Origin of the sequence: Micromonospora sp. AKA38, assembly GCF_027925725.1 — a bacterium.
Lineage (GTDB): Bacteria > Actinomycetota > Actinomycetes > Mycobacteriales > Micromonosporaceae > Micromonospora.
The window spans coordinates 858,971-875,585 of the sequence record NZ_BNEI01000002.1; the positions used below are offsets into that span (position 1 = coordinate 858,971).

Annotated in this window: 15 protein-coding genes; 3 read left to right on the plus strand and 12 right to left on the minus strand. The window is 74.1% G+C overall.

Translation table 11 applies throughout. From position 1 onward, the window contains the following. Positions 1-3 precede the first annotated feature (3 nt). Both TPA0908_RS07415 and ligA read right to left on the minus strand, forming a co-directional pair. Positions 4-2,580, minus strand: a complete 2,577-nt coding sequence (locus TPA0908_RS07415) for a putative bifunctional diguanylate cyclase/phosphodiesterase (protein ID WP_281935883.1) — start codon at positions 2,578-2,580, stop codon at positions 4-6. Positions 2,581-2,732: 152 nt separating this feature from the next. Next, entirely contained in the window at positions 2,733-4,886 is a 2,154-nt protein-coding gene (ligA, locus tag TPA0908_RS07420; protein ID WP_374709178.1) for an NAD-dependent DNA ligase LigA, read from the minus strand. Positions 4,887-5,066: 180 nt separating this feature from the next. Here ligA and TPA0908_RS07425 point away from each other — a divergent pair, with 180 nt between their 5' ends. Continuing rightward, on the plus strand, positions 5,067-5,576 hold the full coding sequence (locus TPA0908_RS07425) for a type II toxin-antitoxin system PemK/MazF family toxin (RefSeq protein WP_281935886.1): 510 nt from the start codon (positions 5,067-5,069) through the stop codon (positions 5,574-5,576). Between the two features lie 13 nt (positions 5,577-5,589). Here TPA0908_RS07425 and TPA0908_RS07430 read toward each other — a convergent pair whose 3' ends face one another. The 7 genes from TPA0908_RS07430 to TPA0908_RS07460 form a co-directional block, all read right to left on the minus strand. Further along, positions 5,590-6,603 (minus strand): ADP-ribosylglycohydrolase family protein, encoded by a 1,014-nt coding sequence (locus TPA0908_RS07430; RefSeq protein ID WP_281935887.1) that lies wholly within the window; start codon positions 6,601-6,603, stop codon positions 5,590-5,592. Between the two features lie 26 nt (positions 6,604-6,629). Continuing rightward, the gene (locus tag TPA0908_RS07435; RefSeq protein WP_281935890.1) at positions 6,630-6,998 is read right to left on the minus strand and encodes a VOC family protein; all 369 of its coding nucleotides are present in this window, start codon (positions 6,996-6,998) and stop codon (positions 6,630-6,632) included. Between the two features lie 37 nt (positions 6,999-7,035). Continuing rightward, a complete protein-coding gene (locus TPA0908_RS07440) occupies positions 7,036-8,040 on the minus strand; it encodes a methionine synthase (protein ID WP_281935892.1) in 1,005 nt (334 codons plus the stop codon). Positions 8,041-8,657: 617 nt separating this feature from the next. Continuing rightward, positions 8,658-9,740 carry a tRNA 2-thiouridine(34) synthase MnmA gene (gene mnmA, locus TPA0908_RS07445; protein ID WP_281935894.1) on the minus strand — a complete coding sequence of 361 codons (1,083 nt, stop codon included), beginning with the start codon at positions 9,738-9,740 and terminating at the stop codon, positions 8,658-8,660. Between the two features lie 37 nt (positions 9,741-9,777). Beyond that, a complete protein-coding gene (locus tag TPA0908_RS07450; protein WP_281935895.1) occupies positions 9,778-10,953 on the minus strand; it encodes a cysteine desulfurase family protein in 1,176 nt (391 codons plus the stop codon). A 148-nt stretch (positions 10,954-11,101) separates the two neighbouring features. After that, positions 11,102-11,773: a class F sortase gene (locus TPA0908_RS07455; RefSeq protein WP_281935897.1), complete on the minus strand. Its 672-nt coding sequence runs from the start codon at positions 11,771-11,773 to the stop codon at positions 11,102-11,104. Next, positions 11,770-12,600 carry a DUF4397 domain-containing protein gene (locus TPA0908_RS07460; protein WP_281935899.1) on the minus strand — a complete coding sequence of 277 codons (831 nt, stop codon included), beginning with the start codon at positions 12,598-12,600 and terminating at the stop codon, positions 11,770-11,772. The genes TPA0908_RS07455 and TPA0908_RS07460 overlap by 4 nt, the downstream gene beginning before the upstream one ends. Before the next feature lie 240 nt (positions 12,601-12,840). Here TPA0908_RS07460 and TPA0908_RS07465 point away from each other — a divergent pair, with 240 nt between their 5' ends. Both TPA0908_RS07465 and TPA0908_RS07470 read left to right on the plus strand, forming a co-directional pair. Then, the gene (locus TPA0908_RS07465; protein WP_281935901.1) at positions 12,841-13,446 is read left to right on the plus strand and encodes an RNA polymerase sigma factor; all 606 of its coding nucleotides are present in this window, start codon (positions 12,841-12,843) and stop codon (positions 13,444-13,446) included. Continuing rightward, on the plus strand, positions 13,400-14,170 hold the full coding sequence (locus TPA0908_RS07470) for an anti-sigma factor (protein ID WP_281935903.1): 771 nt from the start codon (positions 13,400-13,402) through the stop codon (positions 14,168-14,170). Before TPA0908_RS07465 ends, TPA0908_RS07470 begins: the two co-directional genes overlap by 47 nt. Positions 14,171-14,271: 101 nt before the next feature. Here TPA0908_RS07470 and TPA0908_RS07475 read toward each other — a convergent pair whose 3' ends face one another. The 3 genes from TPA0908_RS07475 to TPA0908_RS07485 all read right to left on the minus strand — a co-directional run bounded on the left by TPA0908_RS07475 (position 14,272) and on the right by TPA0908_RS07485 (position 16,614). Beyond that, entirely contained in the window at positions 14,272-15,231 is a 960-nt protein-coding gene (locus tag TPA0908_RS07475) for an electron transfer flavoprotein subunit alpha/FixB family protein (RefSeq protein WP_281935904.1), read from the minus strand. A gap of 11 nt (positions 15,232-15,242) precedes the next feature. Further along, a complete protein-coding gene (locus TPA0908_RS07480) occupies positions 15,243-16,022 on the minus strand; it encodes an electron transfer flavoprotein subunit beta/FixA family protein (RefSeq protein WP_107156198.1) in 780 nt (259 codons plus the stop codon). A 187-nt stretch (positions 16,023-16,209) separates the two neighbouring features. Continuing rightward, complete coding sequence (locus TPA0908_RS07485) at positions 16,210-16,614, minus strand: hypothetical protein (protein ID WP_281935906.1); 405 nt, start codon at positions 16,612-16,614, stop codon at positions 16,210-16,212. Between the last annotated feature and the right edge of the window lies 1 nt (position 16,615).

Below are 16,615 nucleotides of genomic sequence, written 5' to 3' on the forward strand. Positions count from 1 at the left end.
CCGTCACGACGACGCCTTCGACTCCCCCTCCGCTGCCGGCCCGGCCCGCCCGTCGCCGTCCACCGCGGTCGGGCGGACCGGGCGGTAACGCGACAGCCAGGCGATCAGCTCCTCGGCCGGCATCGGCCGGGCGTGGAACCAGCCCTGTGCCACGTCACAGCCGGCGGCGTGCAGCAGCCGCCAGGTGCGCTCGTCCTCCACGCCCTCGGCGACCACCCGCAGGCCGAGCGCGCCGGCCAGCTCGATCATCGAGCGGACGATCGCCGCGTCGTCCGGGTCGTCGGCCATGCCCAGCACGAACGACCGGTCCACCTTCACCTCGGACAGTGGCAGCCGGCGCAGGTGCTGAAGGGAGGAGTACCCGGTGCCGAAGTCGTCGAGCGCGATCCCGACGCCGATCCGGTGCAGGTGGGTGATGCTGGCCAGCACCCGACGGGGGTCGGCCATCAGCGCGCCCTCGGTGATCTCCACCTGGAGCCGCTCGGGCGGGACGCCGTACCGGGTCAGCCGGTCGGCGATCTGGTCGGCGATCTCGCCGGTGTGCAGGTCCCGGACGCTGACGTTGAGCGCGGACCGCAACGTGAGCCCGGCCGCGGACCACTTGGCGAGCTGCTCCACCACGTCGTCCACCACCCGGCGGGTGAGCAGCCGCATGACCGCGCTCTGCTCGGCGACCTGGATCAGCTCCCCCGGGTCGACCATGCCCCGGCGCGGGTGCCGCCAGCGCAGCAGCGCCTCGACGCCGACCACCTCGCCGGTGGCGATGGCGATCTGCGGTTGGTAGTACATGGTGATCTCGCCGGCCTCCGCGGCCGACGCGGCCGTGGTCTCCGCGAGCCGCGCGGCCGGGACGGCCTCCGCGGCTGATCCGCCGGCCGGGGCCGACACGGTCGACGCAGCCGGCGCCACCTTCGCCGCCGCCGGTGGGGCCGACGCGGCCGACGCCGGTGGGGCCGACGCGGCCGACGCCGGTGGGGCCGACGCGGCCGACGCCGGTGGGGCCGACGCGGCCGACGCCGGTGGGGCCGACGCGGCCGACGCCGCATCACCGCCGGAACGAACCGGGCCGGGGACCCGGTCGGCCCGGCGGCGGGTCGGGTCGGCGCCGGTCAGGATCCGCTCGATCAGGTCGTCGTCGGAGCGCGCCTCGACACGCTCCCGACGCCACCGGAGCCGCCGGCGGGCCGGGTGCGCCGGCCGGGCGGCGGGCAGACCCGGCGTCAGCGCCGCGCCGTCCCCGCCGCGCACGCCCACCGGCTCCCCGGAGGGCGACGGCGAGGACTCCAGCACCCGACGCAGGTCCGCCAGGAGGCTCAACCGCTCGGCCGAGTTGTGGTCGGACTCCGGCGCGTAGACCGCGACCGTGTCGGTGCGGTGCTTGGCGTCGTACATGGCCACGTCGGCGTGCCGCATCAGGGTGGCGAAGTCCTCGCCGTGCTCGGGGAAGAGCGCGACGCCGATCGAGCCGCCCACGTCCAGCGGCAGCCCGTCCAACGGCACCGGCTCGGCCAGCGCGGCGACCACCCGGTCGGCCCGCTCCCGGGCCTCCTCGACGCCGGCCAGCCCCGGCACGACGATGGCGAACTCGTCGCCGCCGAGCCGCGCCACCATCTCGTGCTCGCCGACCACGTCGATCAGCCGGGCGCTCACCTCGACCAGCAGCCGGTCCCCGACCGCGTGGCCGAGCGCGTCGTTGACGTTCTTGAACCGGTCCAGGTCGAGCAGCAGCAGGGCCACGTGGGCGTCCGGCTCGCCCCGGGCGGCCCGCTCGGCGTGCAGGTGCACCTGCTCGACCACCTCGCTGAGCAACGCCTTGCGGTTGGGCAGCCCGGTCAGCGGGTCGACGTCGGCGAGCTGCTCCCGCTCGGCGGAGAGCCGGGCCATCCGGTAGACCGCGAAGAGGGGCACCAGCACCAGCGGGATCAGCGCCGCGCTGGCCCGCGCGGCGGCCACCAGCACCGGCGCGAGCAGCAGCAGCGAGCCGGTGGAGAGCAGCTCGTAGGCCAGCCCGAGCCGGACGTTGGGCCACCACCGGTCCCCGAAGCGCAGCCGGATGGCGGAGTTGACCAGCCCGTAGTTGACCGCGAACCAGGCCACCGTGGCGCCGCCCACCGCTGCCACGTCCGTCCAGTGCAGCCGGCCACCGCCGAACAGCTCGCCCGGACCGAACCGGGTGACCGCGTACGCGGCGGCCAACGCGCACGCGTACTGGGCCGCGTTGAAGCCGGTGCGCCAGGCGGCGTACCCGAGACGCCAGCCGGAGACGGCCACCGCCACGGCCTGCACCGCCACCGCCGGGCCGAGACCCCAGCCGAGCAGGATGGCGAAGGTGAAGCAGGTGGACGGGAAGACCGCCGAGGTCTGCCGCCGGCCGGGCGGGACGAACGGGCGGGCGTCGCAGGCGACGGCGAGCGCCGCCATCGTCCAGAACGCTACCGGCAGCTCGGTCAGCCGGCCGGGCAGCGCGGCAAGCGGCCCGACCGAGACGAGCAGGGCGACGACACCTACCGCACCGACGAAGCCGAAGAACGGCCCGGTCCGCCCCGGCGGGACGGAGTTGCGCGGGTCGTCGGTCGCCATCGCACCTCCCGGGCACGGTCCTGGCGCGCGCAGTCACGCGCCGTACGCCAATGAAACGCCCTCCGGACCGCTTTCCCCGACACGACAGTCACGAATCGGTGCTAGTCGTAATTAAGTTGGTATACGCCGCCGGGCGGTCACCCGGGCGCCGGTCACTCCTGGACCCGGGCCACCGCCCGGGCCGCCTCCGGACCGGACTCCAGCAGCACCCGGAACCCGTCCTCGTCGAGGATCGGCAGCTTCAGCGTGGCGGCCTTGTCGGCCTTGGTGCCGGGGTTGTCACCGACCACCACGAAGCCGGTCTTCTTGGAGACCGAGCCGGTCACCTTTCCGCCCCGGCTCTGGATCGCCTCGGCGGCCTCGTCACGGCTGAACCCGGCAAGCGTGCCGGTGACCACCACGGTGACCCCGTCGAGCGGGCGCGGCCCCTCGTCGGCGGACTCCTCGGCCATGCGGACGCCGGCCGCGGCCCACTTGCGCACCACGTCGCGGTGCCAGTCGACGGCGAACCACTCCTTGAGGCTCGCGGCGATGGTCGGGCCGACGCCGTCCACCGAGGACAGCTCCTCCTCGGACGCCTCCTCGATCGCGGTGACGGAGCGGAAGTGCCGGGCGAGCGCCTGCGCCGCGGTCGGGCCGACGTGCCGGATGGAGAACGCCACCAGCACCCGCCACAGATCCCGTTCCTTGGCCTCGGCCAGGTTCTCCAGCAGCTTGGTGGCGTTGGTGCCGAGGCTGCCGTCCTTGTTGACGAAGAACGGCGAGCGGGCGAGCTGCTCGGCGTCGAGCTGGAACAGGTCGCCCTCGTTGGTGATGATCTGCGCGTCCAGCAGCGCCGCCGCGCCCTTCTCGCCGAGCACCTCGATGTCGAGCACCTTGCGGCTGGCCAGGTAGAAGACCCGCTCGCGGATCTGCCCCGGACAGGTCCGCCCGTTGGGGCAGCGGATGTCGACGTCGCTCTCCTTGGCCGGCGCGAGCGGCGTGCCGCAGGCCGGGCAGGTGGTCGGCATGACGAACGGGCGGGCGTCGGCCGGCCGCAGGTCGACCACCGGGCCGAGGATCTCGGGGATGACGTCGCCGGCCTTGCGCAGCACCACCGTGTCACCGATGAGCACGCCCTTGCGTTCGACCTCGCGAGCGTTGTGCAGGGTGGCCAGCGCGACCGTGGAGCCGGCCACCAGGACCGGCTGGAGCACGGCGAACGGGGTGACCCGGCCGGTGCGCCCGACGTTGACGTCGATGTCGAGCAGCGTGGTGTTGACCTCCTCCGGCGGGTACTTGAAGGCGATCGCCCAGCGCGGCGCGCGGCTGGTCGAGCCGAGGCGACCCTGGATGGAGACCGGGTCGACCTTGACCACCACGCCGTCGATCTCGTGCTCGACGTCGTGCCGGTGCTTGCCGTACCAGGCGATGTATTCCGCCACGCCGGCCAGGTCGGCCACCACCTTCCAGCGGTCGCTGGTGGGCAGCCCCCACGCCTTGAGCGCGGCGTACGACTCGGACTGCGCGGACGGCCGGTAGCCCTTGCGGGCGCCGATGCCGTGCACGATCAGGCGCAGCGGCCGACCGGCGGTGACCCGCGGGTCCTTCTGCCGGAGGCTGCCGGCGGCGGCGTTGCGTGGGTTGGCGAACGGCGCCTTGCCCTGCTCGACCAGGCTCGCGTTGAGGTCGGCGAACCCGGCCACCGGGAAGTAGATCTCGCCGCGCACCTCGATCAGCTCGGGCACGTCGGGGAAGTCGTCGGACGGGGTCAGCCGGGCCGGCACGCCCTTGATGCTGCGGACGTTGGCGGTGACGTCCTCACCGGTGCGGCCGTCGCCGCGGGTGGCCGCCCGGACCAACCGGCCCTTCTCATAGGTCAGGTTGATGGCCAGGCCGTCGACCTTCAGCTCGCAGAGGTAGGGCACCGGGCCGCCGGCGTCGCGCTCGACCCGCTCGGCCCAGGCGGCCAGCTCCTCGTCGGCGAACGCGTTGTCGAGCGAGAGCATCCGCTCGGCGTGCGTGACCGGGGTGAAGTCGGTGGAGAACGTGCCGCCGACCCGCTGGGTGGGCGAGTCGGGGGTGCGCAACGCCGGGAACTCCGCCTCCAGCGCCTCCAGCTCGCGCAGTTGCCTGTCGAACTCGGCGTCGGTGATCGTCGGCGCGTCCAGCACGTAGTAGCGGTACTGGTGCTCGGTGAGCTCCTGGCTCAGCGTGGCGTGCCGCTCCCGGGCCTCCGGGGTCGGCTCGACGCCGGCCGCCGCCTCCTGGGCGGCGTCGACCGTCGGGGGAACCGCTTCTTCGGACACGCCGCCACCATCGGACACGCTGTCGACCTCCCGTGCTCGTGCTACCCCCGAACCGTAACGGTCGGCTGTGACAACCGTCCGCCCACCCGTGCTGAGCAGGGCGACCCGCCGCCCCGGGGACGCGTGCCGCGCCGCGGAGCGGACGGGCCGCAACCGTGCGACGATCGCTGGGCCGAAGCGGACGGAAGGCGGGCACGGATGCGCGACGCGCTGATCTGGGCACTGGTGATCGTGGCCTGCGTGGCGGCGGGCTGGCTGTGGAGCGAGTGGCGCCGCCGCGCCACCGACGGTCGGGGCAGCCGGCCCGGGCGTGGGCGGGACAACCGACCCGGTGGTGGGCGGGTGGCCGCTCCGCCGAAGCCGCGTGGCGCCGACCGGCCGACCGGGGACCGGCCGCGGCCCGGGGAGATCTGGTGGGCCGACGTGCCGTACGCCGACGGCACCGGTTCGAAGGTGCGCCCCTGCCTGGTGCTGCGCGTCGACGGCCGGGCGGCCGAGGTCCTGAAGATCACCAGCCAGGACAAGTCGGACCGGGACGACCACGTGCGGATCCCGACCCGTACCTGGGACCCGGGCGCGGACCACGACAGCTTCCTCGACGTCAGCGAACCGATCCGGGTGCCGCTCGACGCGTTCGCGGACCGCGCCGGCGACTGCGACCCCGAGGTGTGGCGCGGCGTACGCCGCCTGCCCCACCTCACCGCGTAGCGCGGGACGCCGCTCAGTCCAGCGGGTCGGCCAGGGCGGTGAGCTGATCCGCGTACTCGATGCGGGCGGACCAGCCGGCCGGCCAGGCGGCCATGCCGTACGCGGCCCCGAGGAACGCCCCGGCCAGCGCGGCGATGGAGTCCGAGTCGCCGGCGGTGGTGGCGCCCCGAGCCAGCGCGGCGACCGGTTCGTCCGGGTGCCGCAGCGCGCAGAGCAGCGCGGTCGCGAGCGCCTCCTCCGCGATCCACCCCTCGCCGGTGAGCCGACACGGGTCGCCGCCGTCGTCGGGGCGGGCCAGCGCCGCCTCCAGCCGGCCGAGCACCCGCAGGCAGTCGTCCCAGCCGCGGGCGATGAACTCCGCCGGGTCGGTGACGCCCGGACGCTGCCACAGGTCGCCGAGCCACTCGCCCCGGTAGACCGTGCGCTGCTCGCGGGCCCGCTCGGTGAGCAGGCCGGGCAGCGCCGGCAGCGCCGCGCCGTCGCGCAGCAGCCGGACCGCGTACGCGGTCAGCTCGCTGGCCGCCAGCCCGGTCGGGTGCCCGTGGGTGAGGCCGGCCTGGAGCTGGGCCAGCCCGGCCAGCGTGTCGAGGTCGACGTCGAGCAGCCCGACCGGGGTGACCCGCATGTTCGCGCCACAGCCCTTCGAACCGGCGACCGTGGCCTGTTGCCAGCGGGTGCCCCGACTCAGCTCGGCGCAGGCCCGCAGGCAGGTCATGCCCGGCGCGCGGTTGTTCTCCGGGCTGGCCGCCCAGTCGAGGAAGCGCTGCCGCAGCAGCGGCTCCACCGCCTCCGCCGTGTACGCGGGTGCGTCGTGCAACGCCCACGCCACGGCCAGCGCCATCTGGGTGTCGTCGGTGACCAGTGCCGGGTCACCTTCCAGCTCGCGGGGACCGGCCGGGCCGTAGCGCCGGACGATCTCGGTGACGGTGAGGAACTCGGTCGGCTTGCCGAGGGCGTCGCCGTAGGCCAGGCCGAAGAGCGAGCCGGCGGCGCGTCGGTCGGTGGAGGCGGTCACGGTGGTGATCATGCACCGGCCGCGCAAGCCCCGTGCGGTCAGTCCCAGCAGAGGCAGAACGGGTGGCCGGCCGGGTCGGCGTAGACCCGGAAGCCCTCCCCCTCGCCGGGCAGCCGCCGGGCGCCGAGGGCCAGCGCCGCCTTCTCGGCCGCCTCGATGTCGTCCACCGTCACGTCCAGGTGGAACTGCTGCGGACGCTCCGGGTCGGGCCAGTCGGGTGCCCGCAGGTCGAGCGCCTTCTGGAAGGCGAGCCGCGGCTGGTGCCCGGGCGCGCCGCCGAGGACCACCCAGTCGTCGCCGTCGGAATTGTCCTCGATCAGCGGGAGACCGAGCAGTTCCGCGTAGAAGCCGGCCAGCGCACGCGGGTCGGGACAGTCGATCACGGTGGAACGCAGTCGTCCGATCATGCCGGCCATCCTGCCCCCGGCGTACGACAGGAAAACGTCACTCCTCGGCGAGCCGCCGGCCGGCGTCGCGACAGGCGGCCAGCACGGCCCGCGCGTACGCCGGGGTGGCGCCGGCCAGCCCGCACGCGGGCGTGACCACCACCTGTTCGGCCAGCCGCCGGCGGGGGAAGCCGAGCTGGTCCCAGAGCCGGCGGACCCGGTCGGCGACCTCCGCGGACGTGGGCGCCCGGCCGGACGACGGCGGCAGCGTCGGCGCGGCGCCGGCCAGCAGCCCGAACCCGGCGTCGAGCGCCTCGCCGAGCGGGTCCAGGTCGGTGACCAGGGACAGGTCGAGGGCGACGCCGACCGCGCCGGCGGAACGGATCAGCTCCAGCGGCACGTCCGGCGCGCAGCAGTGCACCAGCGTGGGGACGCCGGCCGCGTCGAGCACGCCGCGCAGCAGCGCGCGGGCCACCTCGGCCTCCATCGGCCGGTGGGTGCCGAGGCCACTCTCGGTGGGCACCCGCCCGGCCAGCACCGCCGGCAGGGACGGCTCGTCGAGCTGGAGCAGCACCGTGGCGCGGGGCAGCCGTCGGCTCACCGCCGCCAGGTGGCCGCGCAGCCCCTCGCCCAGCGAGCCGGCGAGGTCCCGCACCGCGCCCGGGTCGCGCAGCACCCGGCCGCCGAGCGGCAGCTCCAGCGTGGCGGCCAGGGTGAACGGGCCGGCGGCCTGGACCTTGACCGGGCCGGCGTACTCCTCGGCCTGCTCGGCGAGCTGGTCGAGGTCGCGTTCCATGAGGTCACGGGCGCGGCGCAGGTCCCGGCCGGGACGCAGGGCGATCCGCCAGCGGGCCGCGTACAGCTCGACCGGAAGCTCGACGAGCAGCCCGGCGGTGCGGCCCACGAGATCCGCGCCCGGGCCCCGGGCGGGCAGCTCCGGCAGATGCGGCAGCGCGGGCAGCTCGCCGAGCACGATCCGCTGCGCCTCGGCGATGTCGGTGCCGGGCAGCGAACCGATTCCGGTCGCCGCCCCGGCCGGCCAGGGCCACTGCTGATCAGTCACCGCCGAAGCCTATCGACTGGGCCGCCCCCGGCGGACAGCGCGGGCCGGGACCGGGCCACGGCAGCGGCCGGACGGCAGCGGCCGGACGGCCGAAGGCGCACGGCCGAAGGCGCACGGCCGGGGCGAGTCGGGGCGCCGGGCGGGCGCGGATGGCCACCGAAGCGTCCGGCGGTCACTGACGAAGTGGCTACAAACTTGATGGCACGGATGGGTCACCGCGCCGGACAGCGGCCGAACCGCGTCATCGAAGAGCCGGGCCGAGGGCGGGTCGAGGCGACTCATCGACGCCATCAAGTTTGCAGGGGGTGGCGGCAGGCTCCGCGCCGGCTTCGTCGGTACCGGGTGATCCGCCTGGTCAACGGCATCGCGTCGCCGGAGGTTCCGGACCGCCGGATACCTGCTCCGACCCGACGTGCCGCGCGAGACACCGGGTGGAAGAGGTCGGGCCGGTCAGGCGCCGCGCCGGACACGTCCGGTCCGAGACGGCCCAGCCCGGAAACGATCCGCCCGCGACGGCAGCGCACCGGGTGGACAGCCCCGCCAGCAGGGCAGCCCGTCACAAGAACAAGCCCGTCACAGGGACAGCCCGCCGGGACGGGCAGCCGGGCGGCGACCTGTCAGGCGGCGATGGTGGCGATGGTGGCGGAGCCGAGGACCACGTCGCCGGCCGGGTCCGGCCGGTAGGCCACGATCGCCTGGCCGGCGGCGACCCCGCGCAGCGGTCGGCGCAGCGCGGCGTGCAGGCCGTCGGCGTCGACCTGGACGGCGGCCGGGACCACGTCACCGTGCGCCCGGAGCTGCACCTCGCACTCGACCGGCCCGTCCGGGCGCGGGCCGCCGGTCCAGACCGGGCGGACCGCGCGCACCGCGGAGACCTCCAGCGCCTCGGCCGGGCCGACCGTCACCGTGTTGGTCTTCGGGGTGATGGAGAGCACGTAGCGGGGCCGTCCGTCCGGCGCGGGGCGGTCCAGGTGCAGCCCACGTCGCTGCCCGACGGTGTACTGGTAGGCGCCGCTGTGGTTGCCGACGACCGCGCCGGTGAGCGCGTCCACCACCGGGCCGGGGGCCTCGCCGAGCCGCTCGGCCAGAAAGCCGCGGGTGTCGCCGTCGGCGATGAAGCAGATGTCGTGCGAGTCCGGCTTGTCGGCCACGGCGAGGCCGCGCCGGGCGGCCTCCGCGCGCACCTCGGCCTTGGTCGAGTCACCGAGCGGGAAGACCGACCGGTCGAGCTGCGCGCGGGTCAGCACCGCGAGGACGTACGACTGGTCCTTGGCCGCGTCGACGCTGCGCCGCAGCAGGCCGTCCGGGCCGAGCCGGGCGTGGTGGCCGGTCACCACGGCGTCGAAGCCCAGGGCCACGGCCCGGTCCAGCACCGCGGCGAACTTGATCTTCTCGTTGCAGCGCAGGCACGGGTTCGGGGTACGGCCGGCCGCGTACTCGGCGACGAAGTCGTCGACCACGTCGTCGTGGAACCGGTCCGCCATGTCCCACACGTAGAACGGAATGCCCAGCACGTCGGCGGCCCGCCGGGCGTCCCGGGAGTCCTCCAGCGTGCAGCAGCCCCGGGCGCCGGTGCGGTAGGTCTGCGGGTTGCGGGCCAGCGCCAGGTGCACGCCGGTCACGTCGTGCCCCGCCTCCACCGCACGCGCCGCCGCCACGGCGGAGTCCACCCCGCCCGACATCGCCGCCAGAACCCTCACCGGCCCACTCCCCTCGTCCCTACCGAGGGTATCCGGGTCAGCGGGGGGTACGGAGGGCGGCCGCGCGCCGGGCCCGCTCGACGGCGGCCGGCAACGCGGCGATGAGCGTGTCCACGTCCGCGCCGCTGCTGGTGTGACCGAGCGTGAAACGCAACGAGGAGCGGGCCCGGTCGTCGTCTGCGCCCATGGCCAGCAGCACGTGCGAGGGCTGGGCCACGCCGGCCGAGCAGGCCGACCCGGTCGAGCAGGCGATGCCCTGGGCGTCGAGGAGCAGCAGCAGCGCGTCCCCCTCGCAGCCGGGGAAGGAGAAGTGCGCGTTGCCGGGGAGGCGGTCCGCCGGGTCGCCGTTGAAGACCACCTCGGGCACCGCCCGACGGACCCGCTCGACCAGCTCGTCGCGGAGCGCGGCGACCCGGGCCGCGTACTCCTGCTGGCCCTTCACCGCGGCCTCGACGGCGACCGCGAACGCGACGATGCCGGCCGTGTCCAGCGTCCCGGAGCGGACGTCGCGCTCCTGGCCACCACCGTGCAGCAGCGGGACGGCCGCGACGTCGCGGGCCAGCAGCAGCGCGCCGACGCCGGTCGGGCCGCCGAGCTTGTGCCCGGTCACGGTGAGCGCGGACACCCCGGTCGCGGCGAAGTCGACAGGCACCTGACCGACCGCCTGGATCGCGTCGGTGTGGAACGGCACCCCGTGCTCGGCGGCGACCGCGGCCAGCGCGGCCACCGGCTGGACGGTGCCGACCTCGTTGTTGGCCCACATCGCGGTGACCACCGCCACCCGGTCGCCGTGCTCGGCCAGCTCGGCGCGGAGCCGCTCCGGGTCGAGCCGGCCGGTCGCGTCGACCGGCAGCCAGCCGGCCTCCGCGCCCTCGTGCCCGACGAGCCAGTCCACCGCGTCCAGCACGGCGTGGTGCTCGACCGCGCTGGAGACCACCCGGACCCGATCGGGCCGGGCGTCGCGGCGGGCCCAGAAGATGCCCTTCACGGCGAGGTTGTCACTCTCCGTGCCTCCGCCGGTGAAGATCACCTCGGAGGGGCGCGCACCGAGCGCGGCGGCCACCCGCTCGCGGGACTCCTCCACCCGCCGCCGGGCACGGCGGCCGGCCGCGTGCAGCGACGACGCGTTGCCCACCTCGCGGGCGGTGGCGACGTACGCCTCGAGTGCCTCGTCGAGCATCGGGGTCGTCGCCGCGTGATCCAGGTATGCCATCACCGTTCAGCCTAACGGCCGGTGGGCGGGCCACCGCTGGCCGGACCGCCCGTCCCGTGCGGAGGCGGGACGGGCGGTCCGGACGCTCATGCGGGGCCGCTCTTCGTTCGCGACTGCGGGGCTCGCAAGACCGGCTCACTCCTCGCGCTCACGCGGGAACCGCGGTGACGACGATGTTGTCGCGGTAGTGCCGGGTCTTCGGGTCGAACGGGCCGCCGCAGGTGATCAACGTGAGTCGCGGGCTGCCGTCGCGGGCGAAGTACCGCTCCAGCGGGATCTTCGTCTTGGTGTACTCCTCCCGGGCCACCACCCGGTAGCGACGGTCCTTCCCGTCCGCGCCGGTGGCGGTGAAGGTGTCCCCCCGGTCCAGCTCACGGAGCCGGAAGAACGCACCCTTGCCCTGCTCCGCGCTGTCCACGTGCCCGGCGATGACCACCGAGCCGGCGTCGGCCTCCAGCCCCGGCCCGTAGCGGTACCAACCGACCTGGTCCACGCTGGGCGGCACCTCGAACTCGTTGGTGCGCGCGTTGATGCCGACCGGGTTGACCGAGGCGGTGACCTTGATCGGCGGGATGCTCAGCCGTACCGGTGGCACGGCCTTGCCGTCCGCCGGCAGCGTGCCGGCGTTCACCGGCACCGACGCGTCCCCGGTCGGTGTCGCCGCCGGCGTCGCGCTGGGGGTGGCGCTGGCCAGGGCCGCCGCCTCGTCGGCGCCGACGTCCTCGGCGGGCTGCGACCCGCACGCCACAAGCGTCGCCACGGTGAGCGCGGCGACGCCGGCGGCCATCGCCGCCAGCGCCCCGCGGTTGCGCACCGTCACCGGCGACCGGCCCGGGCGGTGGCCACCCGCGCACCGCCGCCGACCAGGAGCAGCACGCCGGCGCCGGCCAGCACGTACCACCAGGTGTCAACGCCGGTGCCAGCCTGGCCGCCGGTGCCGCTGGGCACACCGCCCGGCGCCGAGTGCAGGCCGCTGATGGTCTGCGCGACCAGGTCGAGGTTCTTGGCCTCGGCGGAGCCGATCGCGTAGACGATGGTGGCCGTGCCCTCCTTCAGGTTCAGGTCGGCCGGGCCGATGGCGACGGTGTCGGTGCCGGCGAGCACCACGTCCGCCTTGACGGTGCCGGCGGCCACGTCGGCCTTGGCCTCCTTCGGGTTGGTCAGCCCCTCGAAGACCGGCTTGCCGCCGGCCCGCACGTCCACCGCCGGCGCGGCGGCGGTGTGCCGGACGATCAGCCGGGCCTTGCCGGCGCCCACCTTGGACACGTCGTTGACGAACGGGGTGATCTGCGGCTTGCCGTCGGCGCTCAGGTGGGCGGCGAGGCTGATGTTCGCCCCGCCCGGCACCTCGGCGTCGTCGACCTTCAGGATGGCCTTGTCGACCGCCTCACCGGGCTTGGTCAGGGCGATGTCGTACTCGCCCTCGGGCAGGGTGAGCGGGCCGGCCACGTCGCCGGGCTTGAAGTTGTCGAGCGTCTTCTTGCCGTTGACGTAGACGTCGACCGGGGTGTCCGGGATGCCGTGGACCACGGAGACCTTCGACGAGGCGGCGTAGGCCGGGCTCATGGTGGCGGCGCCGACGCCGGCGAAGGTGAGGGCGGCCACCGCGCCGCCCGCGGCGACCCGACGGAACATGGCGTACTGCATTTGAGTGCCTCCTGGTGGTTGGTGCTGATTCGTCAGGCCTGGCTTGCAGAACGGGTTACGCCGGCCCCGCCGCCCCCGGATGCGCACCGGATCCGTTTTCTTTTTCCGGCCGCGGACGCATCCGTCGGGCCCCTCGCCGACGAAGGAAGGGGTGATGAGCGTCGTGTCGGACACACCGGGAGTGGGGCGGGGGCGGTGGGAGTTACAGTTCGGCATGCCCCACGGATGGCGAGCCGCCCGGTGACGGCGGCGAGGCAGGGCCCCGAGCCGCCGGTCGAGGACGATCTCGCGACACGGTTCCGCGACGGCGACGAGGCTGCCCTGCGCGAGGCGTACGACAGATACGGCCGAGCGGTGCTGCACCTGGCCACCACGACGCTGGTCAACCGCAGTGACGCCGAGGACGTGACGCAGGCGACGTTCGTCGCCGCCTGGCTCGGCCGCGAGACGTTCGACCCGGCGAAGGGATCACTGATCGGCTGGCTGCTCGGCATCGGGCGACGCAAGGTGGTCGACCGGATCCGCGCCGCGGCCCGGGAGACCCGGGTGGTCGAGACGGTGAAGCAACTGCCCGAGCCGGTGGACACCGGTCCCGACCCGGACACGGTGGTCGACCGGCTGGTGGTCGCCGACGAGCTGGCCCGGCTCCCCGACGAGCAACGGCGGATGCTGGAGCTGGCGTTCTACGACGACCTGACACACCAGCAGATCTCGACCGTGACCGGAGTGCCGCTCGGCACGGTCAAGAGCCACATCCGGCGCGGCATGCAGAGCCTGAAACGCAGATGGGAGGTGGACGGTGCAGCACCTGGACCACGACCGGCTGGTCTTTCTGGCGCTCGGTGAGAGCGAGGCGGCCGACGGAGAATCCACCCATCTCGTCGCCTGCGGGCACTGCCGGGGCGAGCTGGAGACGCTCCGGCACGTCGCCGGGCTCGGCGCCGGCACCCAGGGCCTGACCGAGCTGCCCGATCCGCCGGAGCACGTCTGGCAGGGCATCGTCGCCGAGATCCGGGCCGCCGAGGAACTGCCCACGTTGAACGGCCGCCGGCCGGCGCGTGCCGGCGATCCGGCCGACGTCGGCGACCGGTCGACGACCGTCGTCCGCCCACGCCGTGGCCGCCGCTGGCCGAGGTGGGCGAGCACCGCGGTCACCGCCACCGCCGCCGCGGTGATCGGTGTGGCGGGCACCGTCGCGGTGCTCGGCACCGGCGGTGACGATCCGGCGCCGCAGCCGACGGTGTTGGCCAGTGCGCCGCTGGCCGCGTTCGGCGCGACGCCGAAGGACGCCTCGGGCGACGCCCGGGTGCTCGGGGACAACCAATTGCATCTGCACGTGGCGAATCTCCCGAGCGTTCCGGGGTACTACGAGGTCTGGCTGATCGATCCGAAGACGATGGAGATGTTCTCGGTGGGCACGTTGAGCAACGGATCGGGGGACGCGTTGCTGCCGATCCCCCGCAACGTCGACCTGAGCACCTTCACCGTCGTCGACATCAGCGCCGAGCAGTACGACAACAACACCCGCCACTCCGGCGACAGCCTGTTGAGGGGCACCCTGACGGGCTGATCGGCGGGCCGGCTCAGCTCCCCGGCCCGCCGATCAGCTCCCGGCGAGAAGAGGCCGCCGCCCGGTGATCCGGGCGGCGGCCTTCGTTCACGACCCTGGGGTCACTTGCGCTTGCGGATCTCCTCGGCGGCCTGCGGGACGATCTTGAACAGGTCGCCGACCACGCCGTAGTCGGCCAGCTCGAAGATCGGCGCCTCGCCGTCCTTGTTCACCGCGACGATGGTCTTCGACGTCTGCATGCCGGCCCGGTGCTGGATCGCGCCGGAGATGCCGAGCGCGACGTAGAGCTGTGGGGAGACCGTCTTGCCGGTCTGGCCGACCTGGAACTGGTGCGGGTAGAAGCCGGAGTCGACCGCCGCGCGGGACGCGCCGACCGCGCCGCCGAGCAGGTCGGCCAGCTCCTCCACCAGCTTGAAGTTGTCGGCGTTGCCGACGCCGCGACCGCCGGAGACGACGATCGACGCCTCGGTCAGCTCGGGGCGGGAGCCCTTCTGCTCGGCGACCCGCTCGACGACCTTGGCCAGCTTGTCCGCGTCGGCGACCGACACGGTGAGCTGCTCGACGGCCGGGGTGGCCGCGGCCGGGGTCGGGTTGAGCGAGTTCGGCCGGACGGTGACCAGCGGCAGGCCCTTGGTGACCTTGGACTTGACGATGGTGGAGCCGGCGAACGCGACCTGGGTGGCGGTGCCGTCGGCGGCCAGGGCGACCACGTCGGTCAGGATGCCGTTGTCCAGCTTGACCGCCAGGCGGGCGGCGATCTCCTTGCCCTCCTGCGACGAGGCGAGCAGCACGGCGGCCGGCTGCACCCGCTTGACCAGCTCGGCGACCACGGTGGCCTTCGGGGCCACCAGGAAGCCGTCGATCTCCTCGCCCTCGGCGGCGTAGATCTTCTCCGCGCCGTACTCGCCCAGCTTGGCGCTCAGCGCCTCGGCGGCGCCGGCGCCGCCGAGCACGACCGCGCTCGGGGTGCCCAGCTCGCGGGCGAGGGTGAGCATCTCCAGGGTGACCTTCTTGACGCCGAATTCCTTCGTGGCTTCGACGACGACGAGAACCTCAGACATGTCCAGACCTCTCACACGAACTTCTCGGTGGCGAGGAACTCGACCAGCTTGACGCCGCCCTCGCCCTCGTCGGTGATCTTCTCGCCGCCGGAGCGCGGCGGGCGCTTGGTGTGCTCCAGCACGGCGCTGGTGGCGCCGTCGAGGCCCACCTCGGCCGGGGCCACGCCCAGGTCGCCCAGGGAGAGCGTCTGCACCGGCTTCTTCTTCGCGGCCATGATGCCCTTGAAGGACGGGTAGCGCGGCTCGTTGATGGTGTCCCAGACGGAGACCACGGCCGGCGTCGAGGCGGTGACCACCTCGTAGCCCTCCTCGGTCTGCCGCTCGGCGGTCAGCGTCGAGCCGTCGACGGTGAGCTTGCGCGCGCCGGTCAGGGCGGCCACGCCCAGCCGCTCGGCGATCATGTGCGGCATGACCTGCACCCGACCGTCGGTGGACTCGGCACCGCAGATGACCAGGTCGGCGTTGAGCTGCCCGAGGGCGGCGGCGAGCACCTTCGAGGTGGCCACCGCACAGGAGCCGTGCAGCGCGTCGTCGACGACGTGGACGGCCTTGTCCGGCCCCATGGAGAGCGCCTTGCGGATCGACTCGGTCGCCCGGTCCGGACCCATGGTCAGGATGGTGACCTCACCGCCGTGCGCTTCCTTGATCTTCAACGCCTCTTCGATGGCGTACTCGTCCATCTCGTTGATGACGTTGTTCGCCGAGCCGCGGTCGACGGTGTTGTCGTCAGGACGCAGGTTGCGGTCCGCGCCCGAATCGGGCACCTGCTTGACGAGTACGACGATGTTCATCGCGCTTCGACGACCCTCCTGTTTGGTGTAGCGATCACTCGCCCGGTCACGGGCGCAGCCTGCCGCGTGACTTAACGCTCGGTCAACCGCAGGCCGCTGTGCACTTGCCCACGGGGCAATGTTACCCGCAAGTAGCATCGACTCCCCGGGGGCCCGGAGTGACGCAACTCACCGTAACCTGTGGTGGTCACGCCGCCTCGGTCAGCGCCACCCGGATCTTGTCGATGGCCGCCGCCTCGGCCGGCGCCACGCCCCGGTGCGCCGCCGCCACCCGGTCCGCCGCCGCCAGCACCACCGACCGGTACGCCTCGACGTCGCCCGGCGACTTGGCGCGCAGGATCTCCACCGCCCGGCCCAACGCGGGCAGCACCACCGACTCGATCTCCAGCGCGGAGTCGCGGGGCAGCTGCGGCAGCGGACCGGTGGTGAGCGCCTCCTTGACCACGCCACCGACGTCGGCCAGCGCACCGGAGGCGGCGATGCTCTCGCGCACCATGCCCAGCACCCCGGGCACCGCGTTGGAGACCAGGAACACCGCCCCGAACGCGCCGGTCTTCAGGGTGAGCTGCTCGTCCTCCGTCAACCGGTCCATG

Coding starts and splice junctions, on each gene's coding strand:
- TPA0908_RS07415 (WP_281935883.1), bottom strand. CDS start 2,580: ATGGCGACCGACGACCCGCGCAACTCCGTCCCGCCGGGGCGGACCGGG.
- TPA0908_RS07425 (WP_281935886.1), top strand. CDS start 5,067: ATGCGCGACGCGCTGATCTGGGCACTGGTGATCGTGGCCTGCGTGGCG.
- TPA0908_RS07430 (WP_281935887.1), bottom strand. CDS start 6,603: ATGATCACCACCGTGACCGCCTCCACCGACCGACGCGCCGCCGGCTCG.
- TPA0908_RS07435 (WP_281935890.1), bottom strand. CDS start 6,998: ATGATCGGACGACTGCGTTCCACCGTGATCGACTGTCCCGACCCGCGT.
- TPA0908_RS07450 (WP_281935895.1), bottom strand. CDS start 10,953: ATGGCATACCTGGATCACGCGGCGACGACCCCGATGCTCGACGAGGCA.
- TPA0908_RS07460 (WP_281935899.1), bottom strand. CDS start 12,600: ATGCAGTACGCCATGTTCCGTCGGGTCGCCGCGGGCGGCGCGGTGGCC.
- TPA0908_RS07475 (WP_281935904.1), bottom strand. CDS start 15,231: ATGTCTGAGGTTCTCGTCGTCGTCGAAGCCACGAAGGAATTCGGCGTC.
- TPA0908_RS07480 (WP_107156198.1), bottom strand. CDS start 16,022: ATGAACATCGTCGTACTCGTCAAGCAGGTGCCCGATTCGGGCGCGGAC.
- TPA0908_RS07485 (WP_281935906.1), bottom strand. CDS start 16,614: ATGGACCGGTTGACGGAGGACGAGCAGCTCACCCTGAAGACCGGCGCG.